The organism is Carnobacterium gallinarum DSM 4847 (assembly GCF_000744375.1).
GTDB lineage: Bacteria > Bacillota > Bacilli > Lactobacillales > Carnobacteriaceae > Carnobacterium > Carnobacterium gallinarum.
Genome location: NZ_JQLU01000005.1, coordinates 2,854,730 through 2,868,427, shown reverse-complemented (window position 1 = coordinate 2,868,427; position 13,698 = coordinate 2,854,730). Strand labels below are relative to the sequence as shown.

General features: G+C 33.6%; 14 protein-coding genes. 1 reads left to right on the top strand and 13 read right to left on the bottom strand.

Annotated features, from left to right (window positions below):
- Positions 1-24 precede the first annotated feature (24 nt).
- From BR43_RS19330 to BR43_RS17955, 12 genes are all read right to left on the bottom strand, one after another.
- Positions 25-1,296 carry a hypothetical protein gene (locus tag BR43_RS19330; RefSeq protein ID WP_051934031.1) on the bottom strand — a complete coding sequence of 424 codons (1,272 nt, stop codon included), beginning with the start codon at positions 1,294-1,296 and terminating at the stop codon, positions 25-27.
- 6 nt (positions 1,297-1,302) lie between these two features.
- Positions 1,303-2,406, bottom strand: a complete 1,104-nt coding sequence (locus tag BR43_RS18005; RefSeq protein ID WP_034564512.1) for a siphovirus ReqiPepy6 Gp37-like family protein — start codon at positions 2,404-2,406, stop codon at positions 1,303-1,305.
- A 1-nt stretch (position 2,407) separates the two neighbouring features.
- Positions 2,408-3,352: a phage tail family protein gene (locus BR43_RS18000; RefSeq protein WP_034564509.1), complete on the bottom strand. Its 945-nt coding sequence runs from the start codon at positions 3,350-3,352 to the stop codon at positions 2,408-2,410.
- A complete protein-coding gene (locus tag BR43_RS17995; protein WP_034564507.1) occupies positions 3,352-4,944 on the bottom strand; it encodes a phage tail protein in 1,593 nt (530 codons plus the stop codon). The genes BR43_RS18000 and BR43_RS17995 overlap by 1 nt, the downstream gene beginning before the upstream one ends.
- Entirely contained in the window at positions 4,941-5,237 is a 297-nt protein-coding gene (locus BR43_RS17990; protein ID WP_245617885.1) for a hypothetical protein, read from the bottom strand. The genes BR43_RS17995 and BR43_RS17990 overlap by 4 nt, the downstream gene beginning before the upstream one ends.
- A gap of 38 nt (positions 5,238-5,275) precedes the next feature.
- On the bottom strand, positions 5,276-5,704 hold the full coding sequence (locus BR43_RS17985; protein ID WP_034564505.1) for a tail assembly chaperone: 429 nt from the start codon (positions 5,702-5,704) through the stop codon (positions 5,276-5,278).
- 85 nt (positions 5,705-5,789) lie between these two features.
- Positions 5,790-6,326, bottom strand: a complete 537-nt coding sequence (locus BR43_RS17980; protein ID WP_034564503.1) for a phage major tail protein, TP901-1 family — start codon at positions 6,324-6,326, stop codon at positions 5,790-5,792.
- Positions 6,327-6,557: 231 nt separating this feature from the next.
- Positions 6,558-6,905: an ArpU family phage packaging/lysis transcriptional regulator gene (locus tag BR43_RS17975; protein ID WP_034564501.1), complete on the bottom strand. Its 348-nt coding sequence runs from the start codon at positions 6,903-6,905 to the stop codon at positions 6,558-6,560.
- Between the two features lie 268 nt (positions 6,906-7,173).
- On the bottom strand, positions 7,174-8,418 hold the full coding sequence (gene clpX / locus BR43_RS17970; protein WP_034564498.1) for an ATP-dependent Clp protease ATP-binding subunit ClpX: 1,245 nt from the start codon (positions 8,416-8,418) through the stop codon (positions 7,174-7,176).
- A gap of 271 nt (positions 8,419-8,689) precedes the next feature.
- Entirely contained in the window at positions 8,690-9,829 is a 1,140-nt protein-coding gene (rpoD, locus tag BR43_RS17965; RefSeq protein WP_051934030.1) for an RNA polymerase sigma factor RpoD, read from the bottom strand.
- Between the two features lie 123 nt (positions 9,830-9,952).
- Complete coding sequence (tig, locus tag BR43_RS17960; protein ID WP_034564496.1) at positions 9,953-11,233, bottom strand: trigger factor; 1,281 nt, start codon at positions 11,231-11,233, stop codon at positions 9,953-9,955.
- Between the two features lie 129 nt (positions 11,234-11,362).
- A complete protein-coding gene (locus tag BR43_RS17955) occupies positions 11,363-12,328 on the bottom strand; it encodes a tetratricopeptide repeat protein (protein ID WP_034565390.1) in 966 nt (321 codons plus the stop codon).
- 221 nt (positions 12,329-12,549) lie between these two features.
- Between BR43_RS17955 and BR43_RS17950 the strand changes: the two genes are divergently transcribed.
- Positions 12,550-12,837 (top strand): hypothetical protein, encoded by a 288-nt coding sequence (locus BR43_RS17950; protein ID WP_034564494.1) that lies wholly within the window; start codon positions 12,550-12,552, stop codon positions 12,835-12,837.
- Positions 12,838-12,894: 57 nt separating this feature from the next.
- Here the strand turns inward: BR43_RS17950 and BR43_RS17945 are convergent, their stop codons facing one another.
- The gene (locus BR43_RS17945) at positions 12,895-13,677 is read right to left on the bottom strand and encodes an acetyl-CoA carboxylase carboxyl transferase subunit alpha (protein ID WP_034564492.1); all 783 of its coding nucleotides are present in this window, start codon (positions 13,675-13,677) and stop codon (positions 12,895-12,897) included.
- Between the last annotated feature and the right edge of the window lie 21 nt (positions 13,678-13,698).

Below are 13,698 nucleotides of genomic sequence, written 5' to 3'. Positions count from 1 at the left end.
TCCAGTTGTCTTTTTTATTAATCGTTAATCTACCATCCAAGAAATATTATCTAATGTAACAATATTTTTTGCTTGAGAATTATGCAGTATTAAACCCTTTCCATCAGTTGTAACTCTAAACAGGAAAATATTAACTGCACTATCTTGTGTGACTTGATGGAATCGTACTTCCTGTTTTGGTCGCACATCTGCTGGTAAGGTAAAGAAAACTTTTTCTCTTTCAGCTGGGAAATTTCCGCCACCTCTTAAAAATACTTGCTTACCAATTTTCCGATAGCTAATGCTTCGACCACTTGCTGGTACTACTCCAATCGTTTCTAGTTTAATCCAACCTGTGTCTTCCACAACTGCCACTTCTTTATTGTTGTATAGAACTTTTCCAGATCCAGTAGTTTTTATAATTACATTATTTCCCGTTTCACTAGAAATTGTAAAATCATCATTTACAGAACTTCCAAAGCCTATCCAAGCTTTTCTTGTATCAATTTTATAAAAACTTATATACGTGTTCATAAGATTTGTCGTATTTATTGCACGCAAATTTAAAATTGTTCCACCTTTTTCTCCTGTAATTGTTAATGCTTCTTGTGCCTTTCCATTTAAGCTATCTATTTTATTCTTATTTAAAGCCGTAATTTCTTCCTTCGTATAAACTTTGCTTTTCAAATCTATTAACTCAACTTTTGTCGCTGATTTATCAAGTAAATCTTTTACCGCTAATGCCAAATTAGCTGCTGCATCATTACCAACGGTTCCTTTAATTTCTGCTAACCATTTCTTCCAATCAGCTTCAAATTGTATCCACAACTTAGTTGGATCAATATCTAATAAAGAACTAACATAGCCACAAACCGTTCCGTCTCCACGTGTATCTTGAATCATTGTTTGAGTGATGGCTTTCCCATCTCCCGGAATTGAAATTCTTGCTAACATTAATTCATAAATTACTTCATTTCTAGTTAAAATGTCTGTTCCCTTTGCTTCAACAGTCATCTTTCGTTCGTTTAAGTCCATTCGTAACACAATTGCTGCTTTTTTAGCTGTACCTGTCACATCTGACATATTAAATAAAACGGTTTTATTCTCGGTTAATTGGTACAAATAACCATTAATATTCCCATAACCTGATTGAACAATAACAGATAACCCATTGGTAGTAGAGGCTAGTACTTGTAAATTTGTACTTTTATTACTGAAAACTCCATTTGAAAAAAGTTTAGCAAAATAGCCCGTAAAGTCACTTGCTTTATATTTACGATCTCCATTTTTTGATGGAAAGAATAATCCTTGTTCCATTTGTTATCACTTCACTTTCCTTTTAATTTTGTCGACTAAAGTTGGAATATTCGTTCCAAAAGTTAATCGAATTTCCAAACCATTTTTTTCATATACTTCCTCAACTGTTACAATTCGAGTTTCTAGTTGTAACGACAATTCTTGGGCAATAACGGTCACTTTATCGCCTAAATCAAAATCTTCTAAATAACGTAGACTTCCATTGGTCACTACCTCTGCTTCAAACGTTTCTATTAACGGATACTCAAGCAATGTTTCATTGCCTTTTTGTTTGACTAATGCCTGTTGTTCTTCAATCGTAATTGGCTCTTCTTCACTTGATTTACCAATTGATTTAGCATCCACATATATTTCACGACGCAATAAATCTTCGGTTCCATCAGTAACCTCTAATAAATACGCTTTTTCTTCACGTTCATAGGCTAACAATGCGGTTGTTTTATAATCCATTTGATTAAAAACTACTGCTTGAGTTAATATGTTTTCAAATGATGATGAAAATATCGCTTGGTTTTGTGTTGTTTGAGAGCTTGTTCGGTTAATACCTTGGTAAATATTTATAGTCATTATTTTTTGACTAAAATCAAGTTGAATCATGAAACCTAAATCAAATATTGCTAAAAGATTAGTCATCGCTTCAAGTAAATTCGGATAATCTGTTTCTAGATTTAGAACAGTAGCAAACTCAGGTAATTGCCCTAAACGCATTTGTTTCATTTTACGCTTAGGATTTATTGGATTGAGAATTGATTCATTTAACCAATTAGTCAATAATTGTTTCATCGTTCCCTTATTCTTTTTTTCTCCCAAAATCACTCGACGTTCTAAATAACTCCTTAAATCGCGCCCTTTGATTGTGAGACTACCACCAAATTGTTCAAAATTAGGACTAATTTCTTCAATCACGTACCCTTCTCGCTCTTGATCTTTGACCAAAATCATTCCCAGGACCAGCTGTTTCGTTTGTAATAGTTCACGAATAAAATCAGTCATTGGTAAATGTAATTCAAAACTACTTGGCTTGTTATAATTTTTAGTAATGATAAAACTACTAAATGTTTCAATATTATTTATTCGTTCTAATTGTGGATTAAACAGCCATAAATTCATATTAAACCCCCACATAGCGAAGTTTATATTCAACTTTAATCGCTAATTGATTTGGATTGGATTCTGTTTCATAGCGTAGATAATTTTCTCCAATATCCAATTGAATAAAATCACTAGTTAAATCAATTAAATGAAAGGCATTAATCCAGGTTTGCGTCTTATCCTGCCACTTTTCAACTCGCTTAGAACCAGTCATTGTAATTATCCGAATCTGGTCTCCAGCAACCATAGTTGTATTAAGTTTGATGAACTGATTGGCTGTTCCATCGCTCATAATACGAATAATATTGGGATTCTTAACTTCTGAGCTAGCTACGAGCGTGAAAATCGCACCTGTTTGTTCATCTCCATTATTAGTCAAAGTAACTAATCCATCACCATTAAAAACTTCTAATTCAATTCCAGATTCTTGATTGCCACTCATGGGAAATTCTAAATCCCATTCTAAATTTCCAACCCAATTGGATAAATAATGAACCTCGTCTTCCAATCCATACCAAAACGGATCGGGCGCAATCAATGTTACTGTTACTCGTTGACCTTTTTCAGATAGATAATCTTCTGTCATAAATGTTGGTACATGATCACTTACCGCATCAATACGATAACTCATTTGATCTTCCAAATAGGTTAATTCTAAAATCCCTGCTTTTGGATTCAACATTTGGCTCAGTTCACGTCGTAAACTCTCCATTGATTTTGTCTCATCGGGTATCATCATTAACTCAATTGTGACTTCTCGCTCTGCCAAAGTTGAACGAATATAAATGGCGCCATCTAAATTTGATTCCATAGTATGACGATCTGCCTGCGCTTCACCTAAACCATCTAATTTTAAAAAGAAGTAATTCCCTTTTGGCACACCATCTGTTGCATAAAGTTCTTTAACATAATCTTTAATTACTAACTTTTTATTGATACGTTTATTAAAAATTTCGCATTCCATTACATACTCCACCCCATCTCTTGATTTGCTTGACGCATCTTGCGCAGCACTTCGGAAGGTCGTGAAATCGGCTGATTAAATTGAATCGTTTGATTATTAGTTGTAGCTGTTTGACTTTTACCATTTGAAGCAAATGATGCTGTGTCTACCATGTTGGATAATGAAAGTGGGGCAGAAAGACTTCTTAAATCAGCTAAACTCATTTTCAAATCAGTTGGATCAATCATAGCAGCCTCCATTAATTGATCGGTTGCTCGTTTCACTTTACTTGTTTCACTTTCAATCCCATTTGCTAAACCAATGGACATATAGCCACCAATTTTTTTCATGACACGAGAAGGTGATTTGATTCCAAATAAACTTTTAATTCCTCCTACAATGCTATTTCCAATGTCCTTAATTTTTTGGACAACAGCATCTTTCATCTTAGCCATTCCATCAATCAAGCCTTGAATAATATTCTTACCAACACTTAACATCTCAGAAATTTTATCGCTAATCGATGTTTTAAGTGAATTAATTATTTCTCCACCCTTATCTCGTATTTGTCCTATAATTGAACCTATCCCTGAAACAATCTTAAGGATAAACTCTGCTCCGATAGCAAATAATTGACTATAAATTGAGGCAATCCCATTAATTAAAGCTAGTAAAATTTCAACACCTGCAGCAATTAACTTCGGAATCGCACTGACAATCATTGCAATAAAGCTAACCATCAACGTCAGTGCCATAGCAACAACCGTTGGAATAATCGTCACTAAGCCACTAATAAAGTTAATTAATAATGTAGCACCCGCTTGTAATAAACCTGGTACGGCAGCAATAATTGTTCCAATAAAATCAGATAACATGGTTAAACCGGTAGCGACTACCTGTGGCACTTTTTCAACCATTCCATTAATAAAACCAATGATTAAATTTTTTCCATTTTCAATAATTTGCGGGATTGCTTCAACAATTCCTGAAACAAATCCAAATAATTTATCTTTTAAAGTAACAAAAAACTCACCTAAACTCATATCGCCACTAAATACTTTTGAAATATCAGAAAAAATCCCAAGATGATTCATTAACAAGGCAATCGCTGCAACTACAGCAATAATTGGAATTGCAATTGCTAAAAATGGAGCAATAAAAGCCCATGCACTTGCAGCAGCTGCCATCAAACTTGTTCCAAAACCTGCTAACATTGGCATAATTGCCGAAAAGTTCGGCATCGGAATATTTTTTAAAGAGTTTCCCAAATCGACGAAATCAGATTTTGTAACACCTAGCATTTCAGACAAACCGCTAAATGTATCTTTCATTGTAGCTGCACCTTCTAACGCACTAGAGACATTTTCAGCGCCACTTACAACACCATCTAACGCTTGAGAAACACCATCTAAAATTCCAACATTTCCACTAAAAATATCACCAATTGCTTTAGAGCTACCTTGAATATCTGAAATAGCTGACTGTACATCACTAAAAGGTTGCATTAATTCACCAATGACTCCTCGAACTGCTGAAAAATCATCTTTTATAATCGTTATTTTTCCAATGACATCATTCATGCTTCCTGACATAGCCATTAATTCCTCATTCATACTCTTCCTCCTTTCTCTACTTTATTCTCTACATTAAACTTCACTTGATAATTTTTTAAAGCTTGATTTGCCTGTTGTAACATTTTCCTGTTAGGTTTTCTTTGTTGACCGCTACCTTGAATACTTTTTAAGGCCTTGTTTTTATCAAATATCTTATGCTCTTTCGCACTTTTGGCATGATGAGCATAACGATTTGCCATTGCAGTCTTTGCCATCATTTCGTATTGATCAATTATTTTCAGTTGTATCCCTCTCATCGCGGCTTCATATTCAACAACTGTCAATTCAAACATACAATCAATGTCACTAATCCCATACTGAAAACAGGTTTCTATGATTTTGAGAGTAGAGAAAGTGCTTTCTTGCGTTTGCTTTCCATTTCTTTCGCTAGTTCCTTGTTGTCTTTCTTTAAAGTCGTCATCAACTGATTGCGCGTTTTTGCGAAAAAACCACTTAATTCCATCACTCCAATTGCCTTTAGAAATAGATCATCAAGTGCATCTTCATTCGCTTCCAAACGTGCGTCTAAGGCTTCTTCAATCACTTCCATACTTGGACGCTCAGAGGAGCGAATTCCATAATATAAGAAATTCAATAGTGCATTAATTGAATTACTTTGTAAGCCCATATACAATAATGGCAGCCCGTTTAGTTGATTAATTCCATCTTGTTTTGTTGAAAGTTGATTTTCAACATCTTTAGCAAAACGCAAATTCCCCTTTACTTCATAAGCTTTTTCTTTAATATCAAATGTAAACATTTTTTCTCCTCGCTAACTTTCTTTTATTTTTAACAGAAGAAAGAAAGCCTACCGACCATTCCTTCTTCTACTGTCAATCAATTCATTATTTGTTTTCCGGCGTTGTTTCAGAATCTGCGCCAGCTTCCCCAGTTTTTTCACCTGGTGTTTCAAAGCCATATAATGCTAAATTTAAGATTTCTTCAGGAATATCGGTTAATGTTCCAGCTTGTGTTTTCCCAATGACTGGCAATGTGACAGTTAATTCAGCAAAACTATCTGCATCACTAATTGCTACACTTGAAATAATTGAATAACCAAATCTTGCTGGATAAGCACCTTCAGCATCTGGGGTTAATTCTACACGCCAAACTTTAACTTGACCCTCATTGTCATATGCATTTGTAATGGCCGCTTGACCTTCATCACCAGGTGCAGAATAAAGCGTTAATTCAAATGTTTCTGTTTTAGCACCATAGCCTAAAATACGACCAGATTTTGTTTGTTCATCTAACGCTTCATGCTCTCTTGTCCAAGTTCCTTCTGTTTGAAAACCTGGTAATAAAGCTTTGGTTCCTTTTGCTGCATTTGTTGCTTGAACTAAATAAATTACTTTTTTTCCTTCAATTGGTTGTACTGTCATTTTGTATTCCTTCTTTCAATTTTTTATTTCGACTGCAGATCGATGTTGGCAAGCAAGTTATTCTCGCCTTTCAACATCTTTAGTATACCTCTTTATCGAACATACGTTCCTTCTTTGTTCGTTAACTTTTCTGTTTTTATTCTGTCAGATATCCTTCAATTATCTATAAAACACTTTACTATCAGCATTTACAACGAAAAAAAAGAACTGATTCTAAAGAATCAGTTCTTTTTATTGAAATCCCCATAAAAATGCTAGCAATTCAAATGTTTCTTTTTTTAGACGATAGTAGTAGGATTCACTCATATTTAAATCCATATACACTTGAATATCTGTTTCATAGTTATTTTGAATCAAATAACGTTTAGTAATGATCTCTCTTTGTGCCTCATCAGGTAAAGAGGCTATAATAGCTTTGAAATTTTCTAATTCCATCATTGCACTTCTTAAGCGCTCGTTTAATAAATCATCTCCCTTAACTCGTTCATACAAACTTGCCATTGCAATCAGTTTTGGTATTTTTTTTAATTTTTCTTCTACTAATTTACGATTTTTATTCTCTAGTTTAGCTTCTCCCATTTTATCACCACTTAACATTATTGAGGGTATGTTGTAGCACCGCGATTCTAGTATATTGTACCGAACATTTGTTCTTTTCGCAACTATAAAATTCAAATTCCCAATAAAAATAATGTTTAAATAAAAAAAAGATAGTTATCGCACAATACGATAACTATCTTTTCACTTCTTTTTTATTTTAATAAATTGAAATGAAATACTATATTTCTGACGCTTTATTTGATCCGATACTTTTTCAAGTACATAGATAGCTTGCAACTGTTCAATTCTATACAACAGCTGTACCTTCGTTATCAAATAATTCAGGCTTGCCTGAGCCACTAACTGTATCTTCAGAAATTACACATTTCGTAATTTCCGGACGACTTGGTAAATCGAACATAATTTCTAACATGATGCTCTCAATAATCGAACGTAGTCCGCGAGCTCCAGTATTACGTTCAATAGCTTTCTTGGCTATCTCTTGTAAAGCCTTATCTTCAAACTCTAATTCAACCTCATCTAAAGCAAATAATTTTTTATATTGCTTCACTAATGAATTTTTAGGTTCAGTTAAAATATGAACCAAATCAGATTCAGTTAATTTTTCTAAAGCTGCCATTACTGGCAAACGACCAATAAACTCAGGAATTAAGCCAAACTTCAATAAATCTTCTGGGATGATTTGTTGCATAACACTTGCCGTTTCATCTACTTTTTTCGTAGAAGATCCAAAACCAATTACTTTTTCACCCATTCGATTTTTAACAATTTCTTCAATTCCATCAAATGCACCACCAACAATAAATAAGATATTGCTTGTGTCTAATTGGACAAATTCTTGATGAGGATGCTTTCTGCCGCCTTGTGGAGGAACATTAGCTACAGTTCCTTCAAGAATTTTTAGTAAGGCTTGTTGAACTCCTTCACCACTTACATCACGTGTAATTGATACATTTTCACTCTTACGAGCAATTTTATCAATTTCATCAATATAAATGATTCCTTTTTCAGCACGCTCTACATCATAATCAGCAGCTTGCATTAATTTTAATAGAATATTTTCAACATCTTCTCCAACATAACCTGCTTCCGTCAGACTTGTTGCATCAGCAATTGCAAATGGAACATTTAAAATTCTTGCCAAACTTTGTGCTAGGAATGTTTTCCCAGAACCTGTTGGTCCAATTAAACAAATGTTACTTTTTTGTAATTCTACTTCATCATCTTGAATACTTAACTGGTTGACACGCTTATAATGATTATATACAGCAACAGATAAAGCTTTTTTCGCCTGCTCTTGACCTATAACATAGTCATTTAAGATACTTCTAATTTCTTGAGGTTTTGGAACCTCTAGGAATTCACCATACCCAGCTTCGTTAAATTCTTCATCAATAATTTCTTTACACAACTCAATACATTCATTACAAATATATACACCTGGTCCAGCTACAATTTTTTTAACTTGTTCTTGTGACTTGCCACAAAAAGAACAATTTACTGGTCCTTTTACTTCTTCATCATTAAACATTGCTTCATCCACCTCTATTCTCATTCATACAAGTTTAATAGTATCAGATTTTCCTATAAAAATACAATGGAATTATCTAAATTCATTTTATATTAGCATAAAGTTTTACAAAATAGAAACATTTCCAACTATTTTCTAGTTTCTACTATGTACATTCCTTGACAAATACCATAATCAAGTTAAAAATAAACTAAAAGTTGCTTAAAGTCTGATTTAGACTAAAAGCTACATTTAGCTTAATTGTTGTTCTGCATTTTATAACTAAATCAATTTATAAATAGTCTTTTAATTGTTTAGAGCGACTTGGATGACGTAGTTTGCGTAATGCTTTGGCTTCAATTTGACGAATCCGTTCCCTTGTTACACCAAACACTTTACCAACTTCTTCTAAAGTCCGAATTCTTCCATCATCTAACCCAAATCGTAATCGTAGGACATTCTCTTCACGATCTGTTAAAGTATCTAGAGCATCTTCGATTTGAATTTTTAATAACTGATAGGAAGCTTGCTCTTCTGGATCTTTAGCCCCTGGATCCTCAATAAAATCTCCTAGATGGGAATCATCTTCTTCCCCAATAGGTGTTTCTAATGAAACTGGTTCTTGTGAAATCTTTAAAATTTCTCGAATACGCTCAGTAGAAAGATCCATCTCAGCTCCTAATTCTTCAACCGTTGCTTCTCTACCTAAATCTTGAATAAGTAAACGTTGAATACGCACCAACTTGTTAATCGTTTCAATCATATGAACTGGAATACGAATAGTTCGTGCTTGATCAGCAATTGAGCGGGTAATTGATTGTCTAATCCACCAAGTTGCATAGGTTGAAAATTTAAAGCCTTTTGTATGATCGAACTTTTCAACAGCTTTCATTAAGCCTAAGTTTCCTTCTTGAATCAAGTCTAAGAACTGCATACCACGTCCCATATAGCGTTTCGCAATACTTACTACTAATCGCAAATTCGCTTCAGCTAAATGATTACGTGCTTCTTGATCTCCCAATAAAACACCTTCTGCCAAGGTAACTTCTTCCGCAGCAGTTAATAAGTCTACTTGACCAATCTCTTTTAAATACATCCGAACTGGGTCATCTGTCGAAATTCCAAGGGGAACTGACATATCGACTTTTTTTAAATCTAATTTTTCTTTAACTGAAACTAGCATTTGTCTTTCTGTTGGACCGCCATCATCTCCAACTACACTAACACCAGCGTCTTCTATTTGTTGAATAACTGTATCAATTTCTTCAGCTGTTAGATGATTAGGGATAGCTAACACATTCATCACTTCGTCAATATGAACCATTGCTTTAAGTTTATGTTTCAAAATAAAGTCATTTTTTGCTTTTTTGGTTAATTTTTCATTTCCAATACTCGTCTTTACCAATAAACTGCCTCCTCTTTCCTTGTACATATAAATCCTTCATTTGTTCTTAGAAAAAGAGTCTGATTTTTATAAAATAGTTCTTAGTCAGTAATCTAAAAAAAGCATCTAATCACTACGAAAAGGTGGTGATTAGATGCTTTCAACTAATTATTATTTTTCAACGGCTGTTTCAGTAATTGAATCAATCGCTTTTTTCATTGAGATATCATGTTTTAGCATATCAACACTTAAAGCAGCACGAACAGCTGTTTCTTCCATGTTGTATTGCTCAGCTAATTCTTTGATCTCTTTTTCAATTTCCTCTTCAGATGGTTCAAAGTTTTCAGCAGCAACAATTGCTTCAAGTACTAAGTTTGTACGTGTGCGAATATCTGCATCTTCTTCCATTTGTTTGTGTAGGTCTTCTTCAGTTGTGTTTGTTAATTGATAGTACATTTCTGGAGATACACCTTGACGTTGCATGTCATTTAGGAATTGATCCATTTGACGGTGAACTTCGTCATGTACCATTACGTGTGGTAATTCAACGATTTCAGCATTGTCAACAGCTTGACGTATTGCTGACTCTTGAATTGCTTCATCAGCAGCTGTATTTTTAGCTGCAACTAAATCAGCTTTGGTTTTTTCTTTTAATTCAGCTAAAGTTTCAACTGTTTCGTCAACATCTTTAGCAAATTCATCATCTAATTCAGGTAATTCTTTTGCTTTCACTTCATGAACAGTTACTTTAAAGACGGCTTCTGCACCTTTTAAGTCTTCAGCATGGTATTCTTCTGGGAAAGTTACTGTTACTTCAACAGCATCGCCAGCTTTAGCACCGATTAATTGCTCTTCAAATCCTGGAATGAATGAATTTGAACCAATTTCAAGGGATGTATTTTCACCTTTTCCACCATCAAAAGCAACTCCATCTTTAAATCCTTCAAAGTCGATAACAACTGTATCGCCTTCAACAGCAGCGTCTTCTTTTAAAACTAATTCAGCTTGTGCTTCTTGTTTTTCTTTAATCTTAGCATCAACATCCGCATCAGTTACTTCACGGTCTTGTTTTTCAACTGTTAAGTTTTTGTATTCGCCTAATTTAACTTCAGGCTTAACAGTTACTTCAGCAGTAATAATCCAAGGTTGACCTTTTTCCATGCTTTCAACGTCGATTTTTGGTTGATCAACTGGATCAATTCCAGCTTCTTCCAAAGCGATTGAATAAGCTTCTGGTAAAAGAATGTTTAAAGCATCTTCAAATAAAGATTCTTCTCCATACATTTTGTTAAAGACTTGACGAGATACTTTACCTTTACGGAAACCTGGTACATTAAGGTTTTTCTTCACTTTGTCAAAAGCTTTCTCTAAACCTTCTTTAATTTTTTCTTCTTTAATTTCAAATTTTAAGACACCATCATTTGTGCCTTTTTTTTCCCAATTAGCAGTCATTAATATTCCCTCCGAAACACTCATTTTTCACAATTTCATTATAGAAATTGCACACTCATTAATAGTACACTATCGTGAAAACTTTGTAAATACTAACACAGTAATAGTACGAAAAAAATTAGAATTAACTCAGATTTCTACCGTAAAATCATGAATTTGTTGATTTAAGCAATCCATCCACTCTTCTTCTTTTGTAAATTCATCTAAATTTTCCACTTCATCTTGATAATTGAGGTCGTAATGTTTTCGGTACAATGAAACCCAGGTTCTTGGTTCTACAATAACTTCTTCAATAAATGGATATAATAAAATAAAATGAACTTGAGCTTCTTGACAAACAACCTCATATAAAGTTGGATTATCAACACCTAACTGTTCTTCCAACAATTGCAGAGCCAATCGGACTGTTGGAATTTTATTAATAGGTAGCAATTGGCTAGGATTTACCTTACGTTCTTGCTGAAACCATGAAATGGCTAAGTCTTCATCAATTTTTTCATTCACCAGATATTCTAATAAAGTTGCTTTGATTAATCCGTTCACATATGGATTAACAAGTAATAATTTTGCGATTATTAAGTAGTCTTTGATGGACACTGTTTCTAGCTCATTTAAAAGAACTGATTGTTCCTGATACGTTTTATCTCCAATCATTGATGCTCGTTTTAAAATATCTTGGATTCGTTTTTCTTCTTTGATTTGCATATTTTTTTGCTCTTCTTTGGAAAAACCCATTAAACTTTGCCATGTCACCCGGTCAAGTTGCTTATCTTTACGATTTAATTGTTTTTTGATAATCGCTTCTGCCTGTAGAAAATAATGTGCACGTATTAAAATAGACGTATAAAAAGCATAAAGCTGCTCTTCATTCTCGTAAAATGATCTCTTATCCTCAGCTAATTCTTTCGCTTCTTGATAGAATCCAGTTTGATATAGTGCTGTTACATAAAAAGTGTTGACTTTTTCTTCTTGTTTTATTTGATAGGCTTCTTTAAAAAAAGGAATGGCTTCAGTCATTCGACCTGATTGAAAAGCGTTCATTGCTTTTTTTAGATAATGTTCATAATTTTTAGGAAAAATAATTTTTTCTCCCATTTCTTTCACAACCAATCTATAAATTCATGTTCTCTATTAATCCTATCAGAGTCGTCTAAGAAAGGAAACCTATTTATTTTACCAAAACAAGTTTATTTTCTAAACAAAGTATTTCATTTGCTTATTCATTTAAATAAATAACAAAGTAACAGTATCTATTTAAAAAATGAATAATTAATGTTATACTAATTTTAAATACATAATGAAAGAGGCGTAACGAATTGAATCAAGGTCATGTCAAAGATTTATCAAAAGATGAACAAACAGAGCTTCAAGAAATTTCTGATTTAATTTTTGTAGAAACAATTGCCGATGGTTTCTATGAATTAAAAAATATTCAAATTAAATTACCAGAAGGTATTCCTCATGGCAGAATTTATACTCGCGATAAAATAGGAGATCTCTTACTTAATGAAAAACATTTTTCTATCTTAATTGAAACCAATGATAATAAATATCTGTATCAATCTTCAACGGTTAAAATTCCTGAATATCATGAAATTTCTTGAAAAATAAAGCCACATCCATTTAGATTTCCCCAATGGATGTGGCTTTATTTTCGTCTATTAATACTTTCTAAATCGCTGATAACGAGCTTCAATTAATTCTTCAGCAGTTAATTCATTAAGTTTTTTTAAGCTATCACTTAACTCTTGCTGCATTTGTTTGGCAATTGTTTCTTGACTCAACAATACACCCTCTTTAGTTTCTGGAATCAATAAATCAATGACATCCAAACCTAATAAATCACGTGCTGTTAATTTCATCATTTCTGCAGCTTCTTTAGAGCGAGCTGCATCTTTCCACAAAATAGAAGAAAAACCTTCTGGTGATAAAATAGCATACATTGTATGCTCCATCATCCAAACTTGATTTCCCATAGCTAAAGCTAATGCTCCGCCACTTCCACCTTCACCAATAATAATTGAAATAATAGGAACTTTTAATTGACTCATTTCAACTAAGTTTCTAGCAATCGCTTCACCTTGACCACGTTCTTCAGCCTCTACACCACAATAAGCACCTGCTGTATTTATAAATGTCACTACTGGACGATTAAACTTTTCCGCTTGCTTCATTAAACGCAGTGCCTTACGATACCCCTCTGGATGAGGAGAACCAAAATTACGCATCATATTTTCTTCCAAGGTATGTCCTTTTTGAATACCAATCAGAGTGACTGGCTGGCCATTCAAAGTAGCAATCCCACCGACAACAGCTTTGTCATCACGGTAAGAACGATCACCATGGAACTCAATAAAGTCTTTAAAAAGAAAGTTCATATATTCTAACGCCGTTAACCGTGTCGTTTTTCTAGACAAAGCAACAATCTCACTAGCAGTTTTCAAACTTTCCACCTTCTTTAATTC